The 20,864-nt window shown below is 70.2% G+C and carries 24 protein-coding genes; 7 read left to right on the forward strand and 17 right to left on the reverse strand.

Features of this window, described 5'->3' with window-relative positions; translation table 11 throughout:
* Positions 1–63: 63 nt before the first annotated feature.
* On the reverse strand, positions 64–669 hold the full coding sequence (recR, locus tag FV230_RS12105; protein WP_147730063.1) for a recombination mediator RecR: 606 nt from the start codon (positions 667–669) through the stop codon (positions 64–66).
* A gap of 348 nt (positions 670–1,017) precedes the next feature.
* Between recR and FV230_RS12110 the strand changes: the two genes are divergently transcribed.
* Positions 1,018–2,637, forward strand: a complete 1,620-nt coding sequence (locus FV230_RS12110) for a phosphoenolpyruvate carboxykinase (protein ID WP_147842572.1) — start codon at positions 1,018–1,020, stop codon at positions 2,635–2,637.
* Between the two features lie 61 nt (positions 2,638–2,698).
* Here FV230_RS12110 and FV230_RS12115 read toward each other — a convergent pair whose 3' ends face one another.
* Both FV230_RS12115 and FV230_RS12120 read right to left on the reverse strand, forming a co-directional pair.
* A complete protein-coding gene (locus FV230_RS12115; protein WP_147842573.1) occupies positions 2,699–3,880 on the reverse strand; it encodes a pyridoxal phosphate-dependent aminotransferase in 1,182 nt (393 codons plus the stop codon).
* Positions 3,881–3,990: 110 nt separating this feature from the next.
* Positions 3,991–4,182, reverse strand: a complete 192-nt coding sequence (locus tag FV230_RS12120; protein ID WP_147726916.1) for a hypothetical protein — start codon at positions 4,180–4,182, stop codon at positions 3,991–3,993.
* Between the two features lie 269 nt (positions 4,183–4,451).
* Here FV230_RS12120 and FV230_RS12125 point away from each other — a divergent pair, with 269 nt between their 5' ends.
* Positions 4,452–4,727, forward strand: a complete 276-nt coding sequence (locus FV230_RS12125) for a hypothetical protein (protein WP_147726914.1) — start codon at positions 4,452–4,454, stop codon at positions 4,725–4,727.
* Between the two features lie 22 nt (positions 4,728–4,749).
* Here FV230_RS12125 and FV230_RS12130 read toward each other — a convergent pair whose 3' ends face one another.
* The 6 genes from FV230_RS12130 to FV230_RS12155 form a co-directional block, all read right to left on the reverse strand.
* On the reverse strand, positions 4,750–6,141 hold the full coding sequence (locus tag FV230_RS12130) for an ATP-binding protein (protein ID WP_147842574.1): 1,392 nt from the start codon (positions 6,139–6,141) through the stop codon (positions 4,750–4,752).
* A gap of 162 nt (positions 6,142–6,303) precedes the next feature.
* Positions 6,304–6,513 carry a hypothetical protein gene (locus tag FV230_RS12135; protein ID WP_147726911.1) on the reverse strand — a complete coding sequence of 70 codons (210 nt, stop codon included), beginning with the start codon at positions 6,511–6,513 and terminating at the stop codon, positions 6,304–6,306.
* Between the two features lie 27 nt (positions 6,514–6,540).
* Entirely contained in the window at positions 6,541–6,804 is a 264-nt protein-coding gene (locus FV230_RS12140) for a hypothetical protein (protein WP_147726909.1), read from the reverse strand.
* A 275-nt stretch (positions 6,805–7,079) separates the two neighbouring features.
* On the reverse strand, positions 7,080–7,280 hold the full coding sequence (locus tag FV230_RS12145) for a hypothetical protein (protein ID WP_147842575.1): 201 nt from the start codon (positions 7,278–7,280) through the stop codon (positions 7,080–7,082).
* 154 nt (positions 7,281–7,434) lie between these two features.
* A complete protein-coding gene (locus FV230_RS12150; protein ID WP_147726905.1) occupies positions 7,435–7,797 on the reverse strand; it encodes a DUF6481 family protein in 363 nt (120 codons plus the stop codon).
* A 228-nt stretch (positions 7,798–8,025) separates the two neighbouring features.
* Positions 8,026–8,235, reverse strand: coding sequence for a cold-shock protein (locus tag FV230_RS12155; RefSeq protein WP_147726903.1), 210 nt, complete (start codon positions 8,233–8,235; stop codon positions 8,026–8,028).
* A gap of 334 nt (positions 8,236–8,569) precedes the next feature.
* Here FV230_RS12155 and FV230_RS12160 point away from each other — a divergent pair, with 334 nt between their 5' ends.
* On the forward strand, positions 8,570–8,791 hold the full coding sequence (locus FV230_RS12160) for a hypothetical protein (protein WP_147726900.1): 222 nt from the start codon (positions 8,570–8,572) through the stop codon (positions 8,789–8,791).
* A 110-nt stretch (positions 8,792–8,901) separates the two neighbouring features.
* On the opposite strand, the gene FV230_RS12165 is transcribed toward FV230_RS12160, so the two are convergent.
* The 4 genes from FV230_RS12165 to FV230_RS12180 all read right to left on the reverse strand — a co-directional run bounded on the left by FV230_RS12165 (position 8,902) and on the right by FV230_RS12180 (position 13,247).
* A complete protein-coding gene (locus FV230_RS12165; RefSeq protein ID WP_147842576.1) occupies positions 8,902–9,792 on the reverse strand; it encodes an ABC transporter permease in 891 nt (296 codons plus the stop codon).
* A gap of 19 nt (positions 9,793–9,811) precedes the next feature.
* Positions 9,812–10,753 carry an ABC transporter permease gene (locus FV230_RS12170; RefSeq protein ID WP_147842577.1) on the reverse strand — a complete coding sequence of 314 codons (942 nt, stop codon included), beginning with the start codon at positions 10,751–10,753 and terminating at the stop codon, positions 9,812–9,814.
* Positions 10,754–10,964: 211 nt separating this feature from the next.
* Positions 10,965–12,230: an extracellular solute-binding protein gene (locus FV230_RS12175; RefSeq protein ID WP_147726894.1), complete on the reverse strand. Its 1,266-nt coding sequence runs from the start codon at positions 12,228–12,230 to the stop codon at positions 10,965–10,967.
* Between the two features lie 33 nt (positions 12,231–12,263).
* Positions 12,264–13,247 (reverse strand): ABC transporter ATP-binding protein, encoded by a 984-nt coding sequence (locus FV230_RS12180; RefSeq protein WP_147842578.1) that lies wholly within the window; start codon positions 13,245–13,247, stop codon positions 12,264–12,266.
* A 328-nt stretch (positions 13,248–13,575) separates the two neighbouring features.
* Here FV230_RS12180 and ribH point away from each other — a divergent pair, with 328 nt between their 5' ends.
* Genes ribH through thiL form a run of 3 tightly spaced genes read left to right on the forward strand, consistent with a single transcriptional unit; the run spans position 13,576 to position 15,551 of the window.
* A complete protein-coding gene (gene ribH, locus FV230_RS12185) occupies positions 13,576–14,064 on the forward strand; it encodes a 6,7-dimethyl-8-ribityllumazine synthase (protein WP_147727573.1) in 489 nt (162 codons plus the stop codon).
* A 13-nt stretch (positions 14,065–14,077) separates the two neighbouring features.
* Positions 14,078–14,548: a transcription antitermination factor NusB gene (gene nusB / locus FV230_RS12190; RefSeq protein WP_147727574.1), complete on the forward strand. Its 471-nt coding sequence runs from the start codon at positions 14,078–14,080 to the stop codon at positions 14,546–14,548.
* A gap of 7 nt (positions 14,549–14,555) precedes the next feature.
* Positions 14,556–15,551 (forward strand): thiamine-phosphate kinase, encoded by a 996-nt coding sequence (gene thiL / locus FV230_RS12195; protein ID WP_147842579.1) that lies wholly within the window; start codon positions 14,556–14,558, stop codon positions 15,549–15,551.
* Here thiL and FV230_RS12200 read toward each other — a convergent pair.
* Positions 15,471–15,947 (reverse strand): hypothetical protein, encoded by a 477-nt coding sequence (locus FV230_RS12200; RefSeq protein ID WP_246694835.1) that lies wholly within the window; start codon positions 15,945–15,947, stop codon positions 15,471–15,473. The genes thiL and FV230_RS12200 overlap by 81 nt on opposite strands.
* Positions 15,948–16,225: 278 nt before the next feature.
* On the opposite strand from FV230_RS12200, the gene FV230_RS12205 reads away from it, so the two are divergent.
* On the forward strand, positions 16,226–18,373 hold the full coding sequence (locus tag FV230_RS12205; RefSeq protein ID WP_147727576.1) for a sodium-translocating pyrophosphatase: 2,148 nt from the start codon (positions 16,226–16,228) through the stop codon (positions 18,371–18,373).
* A gap of 176 nt (positions 18,374–18,549) precedes the next feature.
* Here the strand turns inward: FV230_RS12205 and rlmJ are convergent, their stop codons facing one another.
* The 3 genes from rlmJ to FV230_RS12225 form a co-directional block, all read right to left on the reverse strand.
* Positions 18,550–19,395, reverse strand: coding sequence for a 23S rRNA (adenine(2030)-N(6))-methyltransferase RlmJ (rlmJ, locus tag FV230_RS12215; RefSeq protein WP_147842581.1), 846 nt, complete (start codon positions 19,393–19,395; stop codon positions 18,550–18,552).
* A gap of 66 nt (positions 19,396–19,461) precedes the next feature.
* Positions 19,462–20,124: a ribonuclease T2 gene (locus tag FV230_RS12220; RefSeq protein WP_147842582.1), complete on the reverse strand. Its 663-nt coding sequence runs from the start codon at positions 20,122–20,124 to the stop codon at positions 19,462–19,464.
* Positions 20,121–20,588: a hypothetical protein gene (locus tag FV230_RS12225; RefSeq protein WP_147842583.1), complete on the reverse strand. Its 468-nt coding sequence runs from the start codon at positions 20,586–20,588 to the stop codon at positions 20,121–20,123. The genes FV230_RS12220 and FV230_RS12225 overlap by 4 nt, the downstream gene beginning before the upstream one ends.
* Positions 20,589–20,864: the final 276 nt, after the last annotated feature.

Raw genomic sequence — 20,864 nt, forward strand, 5'->3', positions numbered from 1 at the left:
CGCCGGAATAGGATGCGGGGGGAGGGCGGTCAAATGCCCGCGCCGCCGCCGCCGCGGCAGGTCCTAGAACGCCGTGCGGCTGCGGATCGCCGCCGTCAGCGTGCCCTCGTCGAGATAGTCGAGCTCGCCGCCGACCGGCACGCCGTGGGCGAGCCGCGTCACCGTCAGGCCGAGGTCCTTGATCGCATCGGTGACGTAGTGGGCCGTGGTCTGCCCGTCGACCGTGGCGTTCAGCGCGATGATGATCTCCTTCACCTCCGGCCGGGCCGCCCGCTCCACGAGGCTGGCGATGTTGAGGTGCTCGGGCCGGACCCCGTCGAGGGCCGAGAGCACGCCGCCGAGCACGTGGTAGCGCGCCTGCACCGCGCCCGAGCGTTCCAGCGCCCAGAGATCGGACACGTCCTCGACCACGACCAGCAGCGTCGGGTCGCGCGACGGGTCGCTGCAGATCGTGCACGGATCGCAGGTGTCGACGTTTCCGCATTCGCGGCAGACGACGATGCGCTCGACCGCGACCCGCATCGCGTCGGCCAGCGGCGCGAGCAGCGTGTCCCGCTTCTTGATGAGCTGCAGGGCCGCCCGCCGGGCGGAGCGGGGCCCTAGGCCCGGCATCCGCGCGAGCAGCTGGATCAGGCGCTCGATCTCGGGGCCGGCGACGGCTTGCGGCATGAACGGTTCGTTTTCCTGGGCGGGGCCTGGGCGGGGCCGGGTCGGGGCGGGAGCGCCCATGCGATACCGCCGAACGCGGCCGGGATGAAGGCGGCGTGGGGTCCCACGCGGCGGCGATGCGATGCGCTCGGGTGAACGGTTTCCGGCCCCCTGACAAGCGGCCCTCGTCTGTCCCCCTCCACCCTTCGTCCAAGTTGACGGCGAAAGCTTGCCGCCTATCCAAGACGAGCCGGGAGCGGCGAACCTGCGTGCGGCGGTCCTGTACGACCGCACGGACGCTCCCATGATCCGGCGCCTGGCGCGCCCGGAGCAGCGACACGGCGCGAGCAGGGGCCCGGGAGAGAGACCTTGAGCAACATCGGCGATCATAACGCGGCCCACGGCGCGGAGGCGATCGGCCTGCGCAACCTGAAGGCCGTGCACTGGAACCTCGAGGCCCCGCGCCTCTACGAGGAATCCCTCGCCCGCGGCGAGAGCCGCCTGGCGCGCGGCGGCGCGCTGGTGGCGACCACCGGCAGCCATACCGGGCGCTCGCCCAAGGACAAGTTCGTGGTGCGCGACGCGAGCACCAAGAACGAGATCTGGTGGGAGAACAACGGCGCGATCACGCCCGACCAGTTCGCCGCCCTGCTCGCCGACTTCCAGGCCCACGCCGAAGGCCGCGAGCTGTTCGCGCAGGACCTCTACGGCGGCGCCGACCCGGCGCACCGGGTGAAAGCGCGGGTGTTCTCGGAATTCGCCTGGCACTCGCTCTTCATCCGCAACCTGCTGATCCGGCCGCCGCGCGCCGAGATCGCAGCCTACGTCCCGGACATGACCATCATCGACCTGCCGAGCTTCCAGGCCGACCCGGCCCGCCACGGCTGCCGCTCGAAGACCGTCATCGCCATCGACTTCACCCGCAGGATCGTGCTGATCGGCGGCTCGGCCTATGCCGGCGAGATGAAGAAGTCGGTCTTTACCTACCTGAACTACATCCTGCCGGGCGCCGGGGTGATGCCGATGCACTGCTCGGCCAACGCCGCCCTCGACGCCGAAGGCGGCTCCGCGATTTTCTTCGGGCTGTCGGGCACCGGCAAGACCACGCTCTCCAACGATTCCTCGCGCAAGCTGCTCGGCGACGACGAGCACGGCTGGAGTTCGGACGGGATCTTCAACTTCGAGGGCGGCTGCTACGCCAAGACCATCCGGCTCTCGCGCAACGCCGAGCCCGAGATCTACGCCACCACCGAGCGCTTCGGCACGGTGATGGAGAACGTGGTGATCGACCCCGAGACCCGGATTCCGGATTTCGACGACGCCTCGCTCACCGAGAACACCCGCTGCGCCTACCCGCTCGACTTCATCGCCAACGCCAGCGACACCGGCCGGGCCGAGCACCCGAAGAACATCGTGATGCTGACCTGCGACGCGTTCGGCGTGATGCCGCCGATCGCCAAGCTCACCGGTGCGGAGGCGATGTACCACTTCCTCTCCGGCTACACCGCCAAGGTCGCCGGCACCGAGCGCGGGCTGACCGGGCCCGAGGCGACGTTCTCGACCTGTTTCGGCGCGCCGTTCATGCCGCGCCACCCGAGCACCTACGGCAACCTGCTGCGCGACCTCATCGCCCGGCACGACGTCGATTGCTGGCTCGTCAACACCGGCTGGACCGGCGGCGGCGTCGGCACCGGGCGGCGGATGCCGATCCGCGTCACCCGCCGGCTGCTCACGGCGGCGCTCGACGGCTCGCTGTCGAAGACCGAGTTCCGGCGCGACCCGTATTTCGGCTTCGCGGTGCCGGTCTCGGTGCCCGGCGTCGAGCCGCACATCCTCCAGCCGGTGAAGACCTGGGCCAACAAGGCGGCCTTCGCCGAGACGGCGAACCGGCTCGTCGGCATGTTCAAGGAGAACTTCAAGCGCTTCGAGCAGCATGTCGACGCGGACGTGCGCGCGGCCGAGCCGAACGCGCAGGCGATGGCGGCCTGAGGGGCTCGGGTCTTCCCTCCCCCTTGCGGGGGGAGGGAAGGGTACGCGTCCGACCGTCGCCTCAGCCCGGCTTGCGCTCGCTGAGGAACGTCTTCATCCGCTCGAGCGCGCGCAGGATGTTCTCGGCCGAGTTGGCGTAGGACAGGCGGATGTAGCCCTCGCCGTGCACGCCGAAATCCGGGCCGCCGATGACGGCGACGCCGGCCTCCTCCAGCAGGGTCGAGGCCAGGGCCTTGGCCTTCCAGCCGGTGCGGCCGACGTTCGGGAACGCGTAGAACGCGCCCTTCGGCACGATGCAGGAGACGCCGGGCAGGTCGTTGAGGCCGTCGACCACGATCGTCCGCCGCCGGTCGAACTCGGCGACCATCTCGGCCACGCAATCCTGCGACCCGTCGAGCGCGGCGATGCCGGCCCACTGCGTCGCCGCGTTGACGCAGGAATGGGCGTTGACCGCGAGCTTGCGCGCCGCCTCGTAGAGCGGCTTCGGCCAGACCGACCAGCCGAGCCGCCAACCGGTCATCGCGTAGGTCTTCGAGGCGCCGTCGAGGTAGATCAGCCGGTCGCGGATCGCTTCGTACTTGAGCAGCGAGTGATGCGCCTGCCCGTCGTAGGTCATGGTGCCGTAGATCTCGTCCGACATCACCGCCACGCCGGGGTGGTCGGCGAGCCCCTTCACCAGGGCGTCGATCTCGGCCTTCGGGGTCACGCCGCCGGTCGGGTTCGCCGGCGAGTTGACGATGAGCAGCCGGGTCCGCGGCGTGATCAGCGCCAGGGTCTCCTCGGCCGAGAAGGCGAAGCCGTTGCCCTCGCGGATCGGCACCGGGACCGGCGTCGCGCCGGTGAACTCGATCATCGAGCGGTAGATCGGGAAGCCGGGGTCGGGATAGAGGATCTCGGCGCCGGGCTCGCCGAACATCAGGATCGCCATGAACATGGTGACCTTGCCGCCGGGCACGATCATCACGCTTTCGGGTGAGACCTCGACGCCGTGGCGCCGGTGGATGTCGCGGGCGACCGCCTCGCGCAAGGGAAGGATGCCGGTGGCCGGCGTGTAGCCGTGATGGCCGTCGCGCAACGCCTGGATGCCGGCCTCGACGATGTGGGCCGGGGTCGGCATGTCGGGCTGGCCGATGCCGAGATTGATGACGTCGCGCCCCTGGGCCGCCAGCGCGTTGGCCCGCGCGAGGACGGCGAAGGCGTTCTCCTCGCCGATGCGTCCGAAGGCCGGAACGATCTGCATCATGGAAACGCCCTCGTGATTCGCGCAGCCGAGCCTCGCGATTGCCCGGCGCGCCGTCCTGCCCGGAACGAAGCCTGCTCTCTGCACGCCGCGTGCCGGGAGGGACGCAGCGCTCAGTTCTTGGAGCGCTCGGCCAGCTTGCTCGCGCCGAACGACAGCGCCACGGCGATGACGGCCAGGATCACGAAGGTCTTCACCGACGCGTAGAACAGGGCCGGCTCGATGCCGGTGTCGGTGTAGAGCACGAGGCCGATCGCGGCGAGCGGCAGCGAGATCAGGATGAAGAGCGGAACGAGCGGGTTCATGAACGGCACTCAGGTCGTGCGGGGCGGCGGCGCAGCCCTCGCGCTTGGACGGATCGCTCGTCCTTAGCATCCCGGCGTGGCCGTGGGGACACCCGGCGCACCGTTTTTTTGCCGCGCGATCGAGCTTGCCCGCAGCCCGGTTCGACAAATATCGGCGGGGTGGCAACGCGAACATTTTTACGAGATCGATCGGCGTTGCTAAGAAAGACGCAAGTCTCGGCGTCTATGTTCGCCCCTAACAAGGGGAAACCGAATTGATGCGCTCACCTGTGTCGAAGCCGCGCTCGATCATGTCGGATCGCGCGCAGATTGACGCGCTGGTGCTGCAGATCGGCAGGCTGGTCCGTCATCGCGGCTACGTCCGGACGAACGTCGCCAGCGCGATGCTGCTCAAATATCTTCCCTCCGACGCCGGGTACGACTGGAGGGGGGAGGCAGGATTGCAGGTCCGTTTCCACGAGGCCGGCCTGGACCTGAAGACCCTGGAATACCTCCTCACGAGCGCCCGTCTCGAGATCACGCACATCCAGGAACGCGCCCGCTGACGAGCCTGGGGCGGCGCCGCCGTCACGCCGGCACCCGCACCGTCGCCCGCAGGCCGCCGAGCGGGCTGTCGTGGAGCGAGACGTCGCCGCCATGAGCACGGGCGATGTCGCGGGCGATCGACAGGCCGAGGCCCGAGCCGCCGGCATCCTGCCGCGCATCGTCGAGGCGCACGAACGGCTTGAACACCTCCTCGCGGCTCTCGAGCGCGATGCCCGGGCCGTCGTCGTCGATCGAGACGAAGAACGCCCGCGCCTCGGCCCGGCCGGAGATCGCCACCGTCTCGCCGTAGCGCGCGGCGTTGGCGGCGAGGTTGAACAGGCAGCGCCGGAACGCGTCCGGCCGGACGGTGACCGAGGGCGACCCGGCCAGCTCGAAATCCGAGACCTGGGCGCCCAGGCGCTCGACGTCGGTGCGCAGGTCCTCCAGCAGGGCGCGCATGTCGGTCGGCGCCGCGTTCTCGGCCGAATCACCGCGGGCGAAGGCGAGGTAGCCTTCCAGCATCCGGCTCATCTCGTCGACGTCGCGCGAGAGCTCGTCGATCTCCGGGGTCTGCTCGATCAGGGCGAGCGAGAGGCGGAACCGGGTGATGATGGTGCGCAGGTCGTGGCTCACGCCGTTGAGCATCGTCGTGCGCTGCTCCATCGCCCGCTCGATGCGGCGCTTCATCTCGATGAAGGCGTGGCCGGCCTGGCGGACCTCGCGGGCGCCGCGGGGGCGGAACTCGATCTCGCGGCCCTTGCCGAAGCCCTCCGCCACCGCGGCCAGCCGCAGGATCGGCTTGATCTGGTTGCGCAGGAACAGGATCGCCACGCCGAGCAGCACCATCGACGAGCCGATCATCCAGACCAGGAAGATGTGCGAGTTCGAGGCGTAGGCCTGCGAGCGGCGGGCGGTGATGCGCATCACCCCGTCGGGGATCGCGACGCGGATCTCGATCAGGTTCGAGCGCCCGACGGTGTCGATCCAGAACGGCCGGCCGATCTGCCGCTTCAGCTCGTCCGACAGCGCCTCGTCGAGGATCGAGAAGAACGGCCGCGGCCCCGGCGGCGGGATCTTGGCCCCCTTCAGGATGTCGAGGTCGAGGTTCAGCCGCTCGCCGGCGATGCGCGAGAGCGTCTCGGCGTCCTTGTCCTGGGGATAGACCTCGTAGATGTCGATCAGGGCCGCGACGTCGGCGGTGACGGCCGAGGACAGGCGCTTGGTCACCAGCTGCCAGTGCCGCTCCATGAAGGTGTAGGCGATCACCGATTGCAGCAGCACCACCGGGGCGATGATGATGATCAGCGAGCGGGCATAGAGCCCCTTCGGCAGCAGGTCGCCGATGGCGCGGGCGAGCCGCTTCCACAGGGTGCGCGGGCCGCCCAGCCGGCGCTGGGCCGGGCGACGCACGGTCGCGAGGTCCGGCGCGGTCATGCCGGGCACCGTGCGGTGCGGGGTGCTGTCGTGCCGGGGAATGTCGGGGCCGGCGGGAGGCGGCGCATCGGGCGAAGGTCCGGGCGGAGGCCCCGGAAGCGGGACGTCCGTCTTATGCCACTCCCGACGCGCCGCTCCAACGCGCGCTCGGTCCGACGCTGATCAGGATGCCGGCGCCGAGCAGCACGAGGCGGCCGTCAGGCCGTCCTCGCGCACCTCGTGCGTACCGGCCTCGGTGCTGCGAATCCGATAATTCGGCGCGCCCGCCTCGGCCGGCAACAGGCCGATCACCTCGAAGATGCGGTTGCCGTTTCGCGCCGCCGCGAGGTCGCGGCGACGCACGAGCTGCCCGAGATGAAACTTGTGGCCCATGTCGTGCTCTCCCACTGTCGCGCTCCCTTACGCGACGCGGGGCGGCTTCGGTTTCGCTTCGGGGATCGGCGAACGCGAGAGACTGAGGATCGTCCGCTGCGGACGCCCCGACTTCTGGGCGATCTCCTCGTCCTGTGCCGAGATCACCTCGCGGGCCGGCTCGTCGCCGTCGAGACCGCCGAGGATCTCCATCGGGACGCGGCGGTTCGAGGCTTGCGAACCGTCCTCGTAGACGACGTCGAACAGCACGGAGCCTCGCTCCTGCGGCCTTTGCCTGGTGCGCTTACTCATTGCCTGCTTGGGGTTGGGGTCAACGTGAAACGCCGCCCAGGGATGGAACGGCTCCCGATCGATGGGCGGACCGGGGCGGGAGACGCCACCCGGCCCGTCAGCGGGAGCCGCATGCGGCTGGCGAGAAGGGCCTCGGCCGGCATCGAGGCTGAGATGGCGCAGGTCCGCGCGTTTGGCAACGCACGGCACGTCCGCGCGCCTTGCAGACGTCCGCGCGCGAGACGCCGAAGGCGTTGGGGCCGTGTGCGGCGACCGTTCGCAGCCGCCGTGGCGAATCAGCCGGCGAGGGAGAGCTCGCTCTCGTTGGCGGCGCGCTCGCCGGCCGAGGACTTGATCCGGTAGCAGGGCTCGCCGGTCCGGTCCTCGGGCATCAGGCGGACGATCTCGCACAGCAGGCCCGAGGCATCGTCCTTGACGGAGCCGAAGCCGCCGCGCGACTGACGGACACGCTGGCCGAGCTTGAACTTGTGGGACATCGTACATCACTCCTGATCGCCGCGACGCCGGCTGCCGGACCCGGGGCGGGTGCGACGTTCGAAGTGACGGATTCGGCTGGGTCGGGTGGCGCCGGCCCGCCCGCCGCGGCCTGAGCCGTGTCGGTCGGATCGTCGCCGGGGCTCGGCTGCGGGCCTACTTGCGCGCGCGCAGCTTGCGCGCTGCGAAGCGGGCGTCGCGCGCCTCTTTCTGCTCGGCGGCCAGGGCGGCCTGACGCTCTGCCTTCTCGGCGGCAATGCGCAGCACCTCGGCGGCCTCGAACTCGCGTTGGGCCTTCGCCTCGGCGACGCGCTGGATCTCGGCGGCGACCCGGGCGGCCTCGCGCTCCTTGTTGCGCTCCTCGCGGGCCTCGATCACGGCCTGACGCTCGGCCTGGCGGGCGACGACGGCGGGATCATCGGCGGCCGGCCGCGAACGATAGCGCGCCAGCATCGCTTCCCGCGCCTTCGCAGCGGTCTCGAGCCGGTCGGAGAACTGGTTGTCCTTGGATTGATTCACACAAGATCCTTATGCGCCCCCGGCCCCATGCCGGCTGCGGTCAGACAGGTCGGACCGAATCGCAAGGCTCGCGGCCCATGACGCTCGGCGGATGGCGGCCGCCCCGCCGTGGCGGGACGCGGTCGGCGATGAGACTCGCTCATCGCGCTTCGGTCGCAACGCTCCGAAAACGCGCGAAGCCGTCCCGGGTGGGACGGCTTCGACGACGATCCGAGGCGAACTCGGTGCTCAGGCGGCCTGGAGGCTGCCGGCGGACTGCTTGCCGCTACGACGATCGGTCTCCATCTCGTAGGAGATCTTCTGGCCTTCGGTCAGGCCGCGCATTCCGGCGCGCTCCACAGCCGAGATGTGCACGAAGACGTCCTTGCCGCCGTCATCCGGCTGGATGAAGCCGAAGCCCTTCTGATCGTTGAACCACTTGACGGTGCCGGTGCTCATAGAAAATTCCGTATCTTATCAGTCGTCATAATTCGACCGGCGCATGTGAATCACGCGCCAGGTCGCGGGTCGTCGAAATGTGGGAGAAAATCAGCGCACGTCCATTACGGACGGAACGGCCGGATATCTGGCCAGAGATCGATGTTGTACTTTTTGCACACTCGGCGACATTTAGCAAACACCGCGTGCGACAAACACGAAAGCGCGCGTCTCGATCCGAGAACCGCACGGTGGGTCGACGGCAAATCGTTCGGCGGGAATGCGGGAAAGCGTGCTAGGCTCGGGTCATGCCCGCCACGCGCTCGTGCGGACGGTCTCTTCCTTCGAGGTGGACATGGCGCGCATCCCCGAGACCGGTGACTCCTCCGTCGTTTCGATGGCGGAATACGACAAGCGCGCCAAGCGGATCTCCGGAAACACGAGCGAGATCGCCGAGGACCTGAAGAAGAGCCGCCAGGCGACGAGCCTTCGCCTGATCGAGACCGCCGAGCGCAAGGCCTCGACCCCGCGCCTGACGCTCGTCGGCTCCGGCGAGGAGCCGGCCGGCACCGACTGATCGGCCCTTGGCGCGATCGGAGCGGCCGGACGTATCAGCAAGCCCGCGCGTCGCGTTCGCGGGGGCTGAACGTACGATCCCGGAGGCATCGCGCGATCGCGGACGAGCCGCTACGGCAGCGCCAGGCTGCGGCGGGCCCGGCGGCGCTGCAGCCACAGGCTCGCCGCGAGCGCCGTGCCGATCACCACGGCCGACACCGCCGTCGTCAGGCTTCCCAGCGCGTAGATCTCCGGCGTCGTCACCGTGGTGGTGAGACCCTGGAGCTCGAGCGGCAGGGTGTTGCGCCCGCCGATCGCCTGGCTGGTGCGGGCGAGCTCGTCGAAGGACAGGGTGAAGCCGAACAGGGCGACGCCGACCAGGGCCGGCGCCAGGATCGGGACCACGACGTGGCGCAGCGTCTGCGCTCCGGTCGCGCCGAGGTCGCGGGCGGCCTCCTCGTAGGCCGGATCGAACCGGTTGAAGACCGCGAACATGATGAGAAGGCCGAAGGGCAGCGTCCAGGTCAGGTGCGCCCCGAGCGCCGAGGTGTAGAGCCCCATGGCGGTGCCGTGGTCCTGCAGCCATCCCCAGCCGGTGGCGGCCGCCAAAGCGTTGATCGCGTCGTCGACCAGACGGAACTCGAGGCCGATCCCGAGGGAGACCACGATCGAGGGCACGATCAGGCTGGCGACCGCGATGGCGAACAGGGCGTTGGCGCCGCGAAAGCCCTTGCGGAAGGCGAGGCCCGCGAAGAACGCCAGGACGACGGTGAGCGCCATCACCACGAAGCCGAGGCGGAGCGAGCGCCCGAACGCCGCCCAGATGTCGACGATGCCGCCGCCGGCCCAGAGCTTGGCGAACCAGTGCGTCGAGACGCCGTTCATCGGAAACGTCAGGCCGCCCTGCGGACCCTGGAAGCTCAGCGCCAGGATCGTCAGGGTCGGGCCGTAGAGGAACAGCACGTAGAGCGCGAAGAACGCGGCCAGCGCGGCGAAGGCCAGGCCTCGGGGACGATCGCTCACGCCGAAGGCTCCGTCATGGTCAGAGTTCCCGCCGCAGGTCGATCACCCGGGTGAGCCCGAGGATCATAATCAGCACGGCGGCGAGCAGCACCACGGCGTTGGCGGCCGCGGCCGGGAACTGCAGGTACGACATCTGCACCTGGATCACCTTGCCGACCGACGCGATCTGCTGGCCGCCCATCACGCCGACGGTGACGAAGTCGCCCATCACGAGGGTGAGAACGAAGATCGTCCCGATGGCGATGCCCGGCTTGCACAGGGGAACGATCACGCTCCACAGCGTCTGCCACCCCGTGGCCCCGGCATCGTAGGCCGCCTCGATCAGCGACCGGTCGATCCGCGCCATGCTGTTGAAGATCGGCACGATCATGAAGACCGTGTAGAGGTGCACGAAAGCCAAGGTCACCGAGAAGTCCGAGTACAGCAGACCCTCGATCGGGCTCCCGATCACGCCCATCCCCTGCAGAGTGTCGTTGACGAGGCCGTTGCGCCCGAGCAGCGGAATCCACGAGATCATGCGGATCACGTTCGAGGTCCAGAACGGGATCGTGCACAGCAGGAACAGCCCCATCTGCACGGTGCGCGAACGGACGTGGAAGGCGAGGAAGTACGCGACCGGGAACCCGATCAGCAGCGTGAAGGCCAGCGTCAGCGCGCAGAACTTGAGGGTCGAGAGATAGGTCCGCGCCGTGGTGCACGGGTCCGCGAGGTTGCCGCAGCCCTCGAACACGTCGCGGTAGTTCTGCAGCGTGAAGGCTGGGATGATCTCGTACTCGTTGTACTCCCAGAAGCTGACCATCAGCGTCAGCAGGAGCGGGATCGCGAGGAAGACCAAGAACACCAGCGCCATCGGCGCGGCCTGAAGATAGGCGAGGGGCCGCCGGCGGCGGGCCGGGGCGGCCTCGGCCCGAACCGAATTCGCCGGCACGTCGGCGAGGGCAGGAAGCGCAACGTCGCTCATCGCGAGCCCTCCGACCGATGCAGCGGGCGCCGTTCCCTTCCGCGTCCGCGGGCGACCGGTTCCACGGCGCCTGTCCTCGAATCGCGGGTTCCCTCTCCCGGACGGGAGAGGGGGCAGGGCGGTGCTTCGAACGATCCGTGCATAGACGACATGCCGAAGTGCGTGAGCGCCATGGCCTCGGCGAACGAGGGGCGCGGCGCAGCCATCGTCTTCACGCCGCGATGAACTCGTTCCACTTGCGGACCATGTAGGTGTTCTCGTCCATGACCGCGTTCCAGCAGGCGACCGCGCCCATGCGGGCCTCGAACGAGCCGCCGTCGCGGGTGGCGCCGGCCTTCTCGAGCAGGCCGCCGTCGGGGCCGTGGATGTCCTTCTCGGCGGGCTTGCCCTCCATCCAGTAGGCCCACTCGTAGGGCTCCATCTGGGTCTTGGCGGTCTCGGGCACGGCGGAATAGTAGCCCTGGCGGTTGAGGTAGGCGCCGGCCCAGCCGGAGAGGAACCAGTTGACGAAGTCGTAGGCCGCGTCGAGCTTGCGGCCGGTCAGCGTCTTCGGCAGGCCGAAGCCCGTGGCCCAGGCGCGGTAGCCTTCCTTCAGCGGCTGATAGGTGCAGGCGACCCCCTGCGTGCGCACCTTGGTGACGGCGGGCGACCACATCGACTGGATCACCGTCTCGCCGGACGCCATCAGGTTCACGGACTCGTTGAAGTCCTGCCAGAAGGCGCGGAACTGGCCGGCGCGCTTGGCCTCGATCAGCAGCTTGATCGTGCGGTCGATCTCCGCCTTCGTCATGTTGCCCTTGTCGGCGTAGGTGTAGTCGCCGGTGGCCTCCACCACCATCGCCGCGTCCATGATGCCGATGGAGGGGATGTTGAGGATCGAGGCGCGGCCCTTGAACTCGGGGTTCAGCAGCTCCTTCCAGCTGGTGATCGGGCGCTTGATCAGGTCCGGGCGGATGCCGAGCGTGTCGGCGTTGTAGGTCGTCGGGATCAGGGTGATCCACTCGGTCGGCGACGACGCGAAGGTCTTGCCCGTCTGGCCTTCGAGGTAGAACACCTTCTTCGGCGCGGTGCCCTGGTCGCCGATCGCCTTGCCGGCGATCTCGCCCTTGGTGAAGATCGGGGTGATCTTGTCGGCGTTCTTGATCCGGCGCGCATCCATGCCGAGGATGTTGCCCGAGGGGACGATCTTCTTCAGGCTGAAGAACTCGGTGTCGATCAGGTCGAAGGAGTTCGGCTGCGTCACCGCGCGCTTCGTCACCTCGTCGGTGACGACCGGGATGTACTCGATCGTGATCCCGAGATCCTCCTTCACCTTCCGGGCGATGTCGCCGGACTGGTTCACGGCGGTGCCGAGGTAGCGCAGCGTCACCGGCTCGGCCGCGTGGACGGCGGGAAACCCGGTGATCGGCCCGGCCGCGAGGGCGGTGCCGGCTCCCTGGAGCAGCGTGCGCCGCGTGAATCTGATGCCGTTGGTCATCGTCGTCCCTTTCTTTTCTTGATGCCGGTCGCGTCAGGCGTCCAGGCGGTGCGCGGCGGCGGGGTCCCAGCCGAGCGCCACGCGGTCGCCCGGCGCCAGCGGACGGCCGGCGAAGGTCGCGTCGTCCACGACCGCGCTCAGCCCGCCCGGCTCGGTCATCCCGTCCGCCTCGAGCGCCACCTGCACGCTGGCGCCCTGGTACTCGACCGCGAGGACGCGGGCCTGCACGGCGCCGTCGCCGGCCTCGGCCCCGAGCCGCATCCGGTCGGCGCGCACCGCGACCTTGCCCTCGGGCAGGGCGATGACGTTGTGGCCGCCGATGAAGCGGGCGACGAAGGCCGAGGCCGGCCGCTCGAACACCGTGCGCGGGTCGCCGGCCTGCTCGATCTTGCCGCCGTTCATCACCACGACGAGGTCGGAGAGCGCCATCGCCTCCTCCTGGCTGTGGGTGACGTGGATGAAGGTGAGGCCGAGTTCGGCCTGGATGCGCTTGAGCTCCACCCGCATCCGCACCCGGAGGAACGGGTCGAGGGCCGAAAGCGGCTCGTCGAGGAGCAGCACCTTCGGTCCGGTGACCAGCGCGCGGGCGAGCGCCACGCGCTGCTGCTGCCCGCCCGAGAGCTGCGCCGGAAGCCGGTCGGCGAGGTGCCCCATCTGCACGAGGTCGAGCATCGCGTCGGCCTTGGCGCGGCGCTCGGCCTTCGCGACGCCGCGCATCCTGAGCGAGAACGCGACGTTGTCCCGGCAGGTCAGGTGCGGGAACAGCGCGTAGCTCTGGAACATCATCGCCGTGCCGCGCTCCGCGGGCGGCGCGTCACCGACGGCGCGCGGGCCGATCACGACCTCGCCGGCGCTGACCGCCTCGTGGCCGCCGATCATCCGCAGCGTCGTGGTCTTGCCGCAGCCCGACGGGCCGAGCAGGCAGCAATAGGCGCCCGACGGGATTTTCAGGTCGATCGCATCGACGGCGAGGGTCGCGCCGTAGCGCTTGGTCAGCCCGATCAGCTCGACGTTCATGCGGTTCCTTCGCCCGGCACCCCTGCGGCGAAACCGGGGAGCAAGCCGCGGGCCATCCCGGCCACGCCGATGCCGGTAAAACGATGCGCCGCCTGCCGCGTCGCGCTCGGGCCCGGGGAATCGGGCATATGCACTCGGTCGCATGGACCCGGGCGCATGGAAGCGATGCCCTGCCCGCAGGCGGCCCCGTGCGGGCGCGCTTGTGGCGGCGGCCGCTTCGGTCTAACCCTCGCTGCCCCGAACACCCTGGATGCGAGACGGCCGGAGACGGCGCGTCGGTCAGCGCCCGCCGCCCGCGCGGCGGGTCCGCCGGAGTCCCACGAGTCCCATGTACATCGAACGCAAGGACGCGCCCGCGTCCCCGAAAACGCCCGGCGCCCGGGTCCTCGTGGTCGAGGCGCGCTTCTACGACGGCCTGTCCGACGACCTGCTCGAAGGCGCCCGCGCCGCCATCGCGGCGGCCGAGGCCGAGGCGACGGTCGTGACGGTGCCGGGCGCGCTCGAGATCCCGGCGACGGTGGCGATCCTGCTCGCAGCGGCCGAGACGGCCGGCACGCCCTACGACGCCGTGGTGGCTCTGGGCTGCGTCATCCGCGGCGAAACCGGGCATTACGACATCGTCGCCGGCGAGAGCGCGCGCGCGCTGATGGACCTGTCCGTCGACCTGCGCCTGCCGCTCGGCAACGGCATCCTGACGGTGGAGAACGAGGCTCAGGCCCAGGCCCGTGCCCGCGTCTCCGAGATGAACAAGGGCGGCGGCGCGGCCGAGGCGGCACTCGCGGTGCTGGCGCTCAAGCGCGCGGCCGCCGCTGCATGAGAGCCTGACGATCATGACCAAGATCAATCCGCGCAGCGGCGCCCGGCTCTCCGTGGTGCAGGCGCTCTACGACATGGAGATCTCCGGCAAGGGCGTGCTCGACGCGCTCGCTGAGTTCGAGACCTTCTGGCTCGGCAAGGAGATCGACGGCGTGCTGCACCCGGCGGCCGAGCCTGCCTTCTTCCGCGACCTGCTGCGCGGCGTGGTGGAGGAGCAGCGCACGATCGATCCGCAGATCGACCAGGCGTTGAGCCAGGGCTGGCCGCTCAAGCGCATCGAGGTGGTGCTGCGCGCCATCCTGCGCGCCGGCACCTACGAGCTGATGTTCCGCCGCGACGTTCCGGCCCGCGCCGCCATCTCGGAATACGTCGACGTCGCCCACAGCTTCTACACCGGCGACGAGCCGGGCATGGTCAACGCCGTCCTCGACAAGGTCGCGCGCCAGACCCGCGCGGCGGAACTGGCCGGCGCCAAGCAGGGGTGAGCGTCCGGTGAGCGCATCGCGCCCGACCGAGGACGCGCTGATCGCGCGCTACTTCGCGCCGCTCGCCGGTCCCGGCGCCGACGGCCTGCGCGACGATGCGGCGAGCCTCGCGCCGAGCCCCGGCCACGACCTCGTGCTCACCGCCGACGCGATCGTCTCCGGCGTCCACTACTTTCCCGACGACCCGCCCGGCTCGCTCGCGCGCAAGGCGCTCGGGGTGAACCTCTCCGACATCGCCGCCAAGGGCGCCGCGCCGCGCGGCTTCCTGCTCACGCTGGCTTTGCCGGCGGACTGGACCGAGGCGTGGCTCGCCGCCTTCGCCGAAGGGCTCGGGCAGGCGAGCCGGGCGTCCGGCTGCCCGCTGCTCGGCGGCGACACGGTGCGGTCGGGCGGTCCGGCGCTGATCGGCGTCACCGCGATCGGCGAAGTCCCCGCGGGGCGCATCGTGCGCCGTACCACGGCGCGGGTCGGCGACCGGATCTGCGTCAGCGGCACCATCGGCGACGCGGCGCTCGGCCTGCGGATGCGGCTCGAGCCGGATGCCGAATGGGTCCGGGCGCTCGATGGCGCATCGCGCAGCCATCTGGCCGACCGCTACCTGCACCCGCGGCCGCGGCTGGCCCTCGCCGCCGCGGTGCTGCGCTTCGCGACCGCGGCGATGGACGTGTCCGACGGGCTCGCCGGCGACCTCGCCAAGATGCTGGCCGGTGCCGGCGCGACGGCGACGATCGACACCGCGGCCGTCCCGCTCTCGCAAGCCGCCGCCCGCGTCGTCGATGGGAGGCCCGACCTGCTCGACGTCGCCGTCACCGGCGGCGACGATTACGAGATCCTCTGTACCGTGGCGCCCGACGACCTCGACGCGTTCCGCCAGGCGGCTTCGCTCGCGGGCGTGCCGGTCGCGGTCCTCGGCACCGTCGCCTCAGGCAGCGGACGGCCCGGCTTTCAGGGTGTCGACGGAGCCACGCGCGGTTTCGCGGCGGGCGCGTTCAGCCATTTCTGAGAAGGTCTCGGAGACCGTCCGAACCTGAGGCGCCGCGTCGTTCGGCAAACCCTCGGGCTCGCGGCCGAGCTGGCGCCGGACATCGTCGATGAGGGTGGCGGCGATGATCGGCGTCCAATGGGCGAGGTCGGCCCGCTGCACCGCCGTGCCGTCGGGATGCGCATCGTCCCGCTCCGCCGGGGCGGAGAGCGAGCGCTGGAGGACCTGAAGCAGCGCGCCATGCACGGACGGCGGCTGCATGCTGACGCGTTCCGCCACCAGGAACTGCACCGCGTTCGTCAGCACCTCGATCGTCGCTGCGAGCTTCGCCACCTGATCGCCACTCATCGTCGAGCACTCTTCGTTGATGCAACCGAAGGTAGTGCTCGTCATGGTTAACGGCCGGTAAACGTGCATCCCGCCGCGCGTCGCGGGGTCCGGATCGGACCACGCGCAAAACCCGGCCAACGATGAGCGGGCAGGCCGCAAATCAGAATTCAATGCTCATTGCTGCGTTGCAGCAAGATCTCGTGTCGAAATACAAAAGTGGCGTTTGCGCTCGACCGCGAAGTTTGGCAATCAAGTCTCGCACTTCTGGGAAGGAATGCCGAATCCGAGCCGTTCGTCCGGGCCCAAGGGCCAAGCTCGACAACATCAAGCCGACGCCAGGCATCACGAGAACAAGGGACGGGTGCATGACCGCTTTGCTGCTGATCATCCTGGGCGGGCTGTGCGCCGTCGCCTACGGCATCGTGACGATCAACGACGTGATGAGACGGGACGCCGGCACGCAGCGCATGCAGGAGATCGCCGCCGCGATCGCCGAGGGCGCGCAGGCCTATCTCAAGCGCCAATACGCCACCATCGGCCTCGTCGGCGTCGTGCTGTTCGCGGCTTTGGCCTTCTTCCTCGGGATCAAGGTCGCCATCGGCTTCCTCATCGGCGCGGTCCTGTCCGGGGCGGCCGGCTTCATCGGCATGAACGTCTCGGTGCGCGCCAACGTGCGCACGGCGCAGGCGGCCTCGACGTCGCTCGGCGGCGGCCTCGAGGTCGCGTTCAAGTCGGGCGCCGTCACCGGCATGCTGGTCGCGGGGCTCGCGCTGCTCGGCGTCGCCTTCTACTACCTCTATCTCACCCGCGGGGCCGGCCTGCCGCCGGCCAGCCGCGAGGTCATCGACGCGCTCGTCGCGCTCGGCTTCGGCGCCTCGCTGATCTCGATCTTCGCCCGCCTCGGCGGCGGCATCTTCACCAAGGGCGCCGACGTCGGCGGCGACCTCGTCGGCAAGGTCGAGGCGGGGATCCCGGAGGACGACCCGCGCAACCCCGCCACCATCGCCGACAACGTCGGCGACAACGTCGGCGATTGCGCCGGCATGGCGGCCGACCTGTTCGAGACCTACGCCGTCACCGTCGTCGCCACGATGGTGCTCGCGGCGATCTTCTTCGGCGGGCAGGTCGACGTCGCGGGCCGCAACGTGCTCGAGGCGATGATGATCTATCCGCTGGCCATCGGCTCGGCCTGCATCCTCACCTCGATCGCCGGCACCTACGCCGTGCGGCTCGGGTCGAACCAGTCGATCATGGGGGCGCTGTACAAGGGCCTGATCACCGCGGGCGTGCTCTCGGTCGGGGCCATCGCCGCCGTCAACCTCGCCCTGTTCGGCGGTTTCGCGACGCGCTTCACCACCTCCACCGGCGTCAGCTTCACGTCGGGCGGCCTGCTCGGCTGCGCGGTGATCGGCCTCGCGATCACCGCGCTGATCGTGGTCATCACCGAGTACTACACCGGCACGAACTTCCGCCCGGTGAAGTCGATCGCCGACGCCTCGGTCACCGGGCACGGCACCAACGTGATCCAGGGCCTCGCGGTCTCGCTCGAATCGACCGCGCTTCCGGCCCTCGTGATCGTCGGCGGCATCATCTCCACCTATGCGCTGGCGGGGCTGTTCGGCATCGCCATCGCGGTCACGGCGATGCTGGCGCTCGCCGGCTTCATCGTGGCGCTCGACGCCTTCGGCCCGGTCACCGACAACGCCGGCGGCATCGCCGAGATGGCGGGCCTGCCCTCCGAGGTCCGCAAGTCAACCGACGCCCTCGACGCCGTCGGCAACACCACCAAGGCGGTCACCAAGGGCTACGCGATCGGCTCGGCCGGCCTCGGGGCGCTGGTGCTGTTCGCCGCCTACACCTCGGACCTCGACTACTTCATCGCCAACGCCAGCGACACGCAGTACCGCTTCTTCAAGGGCGTCACGGTCGATTTCTCGCTGTCCAACCCCTACGTCGTCGTCGGCCTGCTGATCGGGGGGCTGATTCCGTTCCTGTTCGCCGGCATGGCGATGACGGCCGTGGGCCGGGCGGCCGGCGCCGTGGTCGAGGAGGTCCGCCGCCAGTTCCGGGAGAAGCCGGGGATCATGGCCGGCACCGACCGGCCGGATTACGGCCGCGCCGTCGACATGCTGACGCGGGCGGCGATCCGCGAGATGATCGTGCCCTCGCTGCTGCCGGTGCTGATGCCGATCGTGCTGTTCTTCGCGATCCAGCTCGTCGCGGGCAAGTCCCAGGCCTTCGCCACGGTCGGCGCGAGCCTTCTCGGCGTGATCCTCACCGGCCTCTACGTGGCGATCTCGATGACCTCGGGCGGCGGCGCCTGGGACAACGCGAAGAAGTACATCGAGGACGGCCATCACGGCGGCAAGGGCTCGGACGCGCACAAGGCGGCCGTCACCGGCGATACCGTCGGCGACCCCTACAAGGACACCGCCGGCCCCGCGGTGAACCCGGCGATCAAGATCACCAACATCATCGCATTGCTGCTGCTGGCCATCCTGGCGCATGCGTGAGGTCGCTGCCGGTCGATCCCATCTTCCTCCTCATCCTGAGGTAGCCGCGCGATCGGTCCTCGAAGGAGGCCTCCGGACCGCTCGGCGGCCTCTGGAGGGCGCCTTGGAGGGTTCCGCGTCGCTGCGGCACCTCGGGATGAGGTGTGGTCTCGGATGCGGGGCGGATCCGACGGACTTCAAGCAACCGTCCCGATCGCCTCGCAGCGAAACGCGCCGTACGCGCCGCGGGCCAGGCGCTCGGCCAGGGCCGGCAGGAACAGCGCGGCTTCCTCCGCCAGGCGCCAGGGCGGGTTGACCACGATCAGGCCGTTGCCGGTGAGCCGCGTGTCGTCGGGCCGGTCGATCATGAGGTCGAGGCGGAGCGCCGGGCGGGTCAGGGCGCCGTCCAGCGCGGCGACCATGCGGTCGACGGCGGCGAGGGTCTTGATCGGGTACCAGGCCAGGAACACGCCGGTCGGCCACTTCGCCACCGCCCTGGCCAGATGGGCGCCGAGCCGGTCGATCTCGCCCGGCACCTCGTAGGGCGGGTCGATCAGGACGAGCCCGCGGCGCTCGGGCGGCGGGATCATCGCGTTGAGGGCGGTCCAGCCGTCGAGGTGCAGCACCTTGGTGCGGGCGTGACCGTTGAAGCGCTCGCGCAGCACCGCGTGGTCCTCGGGATGCAGCTCGACGAACACGCCCTGGTCCTCGGCTCGCAAGAACTCGCGGATCAGCGCCGGCGAGCCGGGATAGGTGGTGGCGCCGTGGCGCGCCCGGACCGCGGCGACCGCGGCGCGGTAGGGGGCAAGCAGATCCTCCACGGCCTGCGGAAACGGGTCGTCGAGGCGTCCCCAGCCGTCGACCCACTCGGCGGTGCGCCCGGCTTCGTCCGCGGTGAGGTCGTAGAAGCCGAGGCCCGCATGGGTGTCGATCGCCCGATAGGGCGCCGGCTTGAGGCCGAGATGCGCGAGCACCCGCGTCAGCACAAGGTGCTTGAGCACGTCCGCGAAGTTGCCGGCATGGAAGGCGTGGCGATAGTTCATGACGGACGATCAAGCGGATCCGGCGGCCCGGGTCCAGCCGTCGGACCCCGAATCCGCCGAAAAGGCTCAGCGCGCGGCGCCGACCGTGATCTCGGGCGCGCGGCAATTGCCGCGCGCGACCTCCGGGCAGGCGGTGAACCCGCGCAGGTCCTTGGTGAAGCAGATCCGCACGTCCTGGAGCTGCCCGCGGGCGCAGGACACCGCCATCATGTCCGGCCGCAAGCCGGGGTTCGCGGTCACGAACTGCCGCGCGATCTCGATCGGCGCCAGGCGGCGCTCCGAACCCGAGTTCTTGAGGTCGTCGGGGATGGTCACCGCCAGACGCGCGGTGCGGGCGGCGTTGAAGTAGGCGGTCGGGTCGAGGCCGGAGCAGGTGCCGTGCTTGCGCCACTCGTAGCGGGCGAGCCCCTCGCTCGGGTAGACCTGGCCGGCGACCTCCATGGCCTGCGGTGTCGGCGAGCGCTGCACGGCCGAGCAGTTCTGCGGGTAGCCGCGGGTGTATTGCGGCCACAGCCCGTGCACGACGAAGCCGAGGCCGCGCCCGGCGGCGCATTGGCGGTCGTCGCGCTGGCCGGCGGTCTCGCAGTAGGTCGGGGACCAGGACAGGGCCAGGACGTAGAAGTCGAAGCCGCCGGGCGTGTCGTTGCCGCGGCCGAAGCCGCCGTAGTCCTGCGCCTGCGCGCTTCCGGCGGCCAGCAGGGCCGCCAGGGCGAGGCCGGCACGCGTCACGGGCGCGCCATGCGGCAGGCGGTGGCGTAGGCGTAGCTCAGGTCGCGGTCGAGGCCGTGGACGCAGAGCTCGACGCCCCAGGTCGCGCCGATGATGCCGAGGCTCTCGCGCACGGAGTAGTCGACCTTGCGGCGGACGCCGTCCGAGGTGGTCGCGGTCGCGGTGCAGAATCGCCGCGGGATGAAATCGAGACCCCACGGCCGCCACGCCGTCCGCTCGATCGTGTCGTAGGCTACGATCGTCAGGGACGAGTTCCAGAACTTCGCCTCCTTCTCGGCGAACTGCGTCGAGACCTTCTCCAGCACGCTCGAATCCTGGCAGGCCGGGATGTTGGCGTCGAAGGGGAAGGCGCGCTCCTCGGAAGGCTCGATGTCCTCCCGCGCCGAGCGGGCGAAGGCCGGCTGCAGGCAGCCGGCGAGGATGAGGCCGACGCCCAAAGCGACGGAGACGGCGTTCGAGCGCATGGCGGGTGCTTTCCGCGTGTTGTCCTGCATCCGGGGACGATGGCCCGGGGCACGCTCAAGTCAAGCCGGACGACCCGTCCGGCCACGCTTTCGCGGGCCGGTGGCGCACGGGAGGCACACCCGCCGGCCGGGTGACGCTCAGTAGATCGGCCCCGACGACAGCCCGGGCGCGGCGAGCGAGAGCGGCTCCTCGGAACCGCCACCCACGTCCTCCTCCGGCAAGGCCGCCGCGACGCGGGGCGCGGGACGTGCCGGAAGCGGGCGCGGCGCCGGGGC

Source organism: Methylobacterium sp. WL6 (assembly GCF_008040095.1).
Lineage (GTDB): Bacteria > Pseudomonadota > Alphaproteobacteria > Rhizobiales > Beijerinckiaceae > Methylobacterium.